Source organism: Salifodinibacter halophilus (assembly GCA_012999515.1).
Taxonomy (GTDB): domain Bacteria; phylum Pseudomonadota; class Gammaproteobacteria; order Nevskiales; family Salinisphaeraceae; genus Salifodinibacter; species Salifodinibacter halophilus.
In genome coordinates this window covers 1-229 of record JABEEB010000891.1, presented here as the reverse complement: position 1 = coordinate 229, position 229 = coordinate 1, and the positions used below count along the sequence as shown (strand labels likewise).

1 protein-coding gene is annotated in these 229 nt (G+C 59.4%); it reads left to right on the top strand.

Translation table 11 applies throughout. The features are described from left to right. On the top strand, window positions 1-229 hold a 229-nt coding region (locus HKX41_14110; GenBank protein ID NNC25268.1), incomplete at both ends, for an inositol-3-phosphate synthase.

Here is a 229-nt window from a genome sequence, read left to right as displayed (position 1 = left end):
GCACTGGATGTTTCGGATGAGGCCATCTCTCCGGCGATGCTCTACGCCTATGCGGCGATTAAGGAGGGGGTTGGGTATGCCAACGGGGCGCCTTCTATAGCGGCGGATATACCGGCTCTGGTGGAGCTTGCTAGGGAGAGTGGGGTACCGGTAGCGGGCAAGGACTTCAAGACGGGTCAGACGCTGATAAAGACGATAATGGCGCCTGGGTTGAAGGCCCGGATGCTTG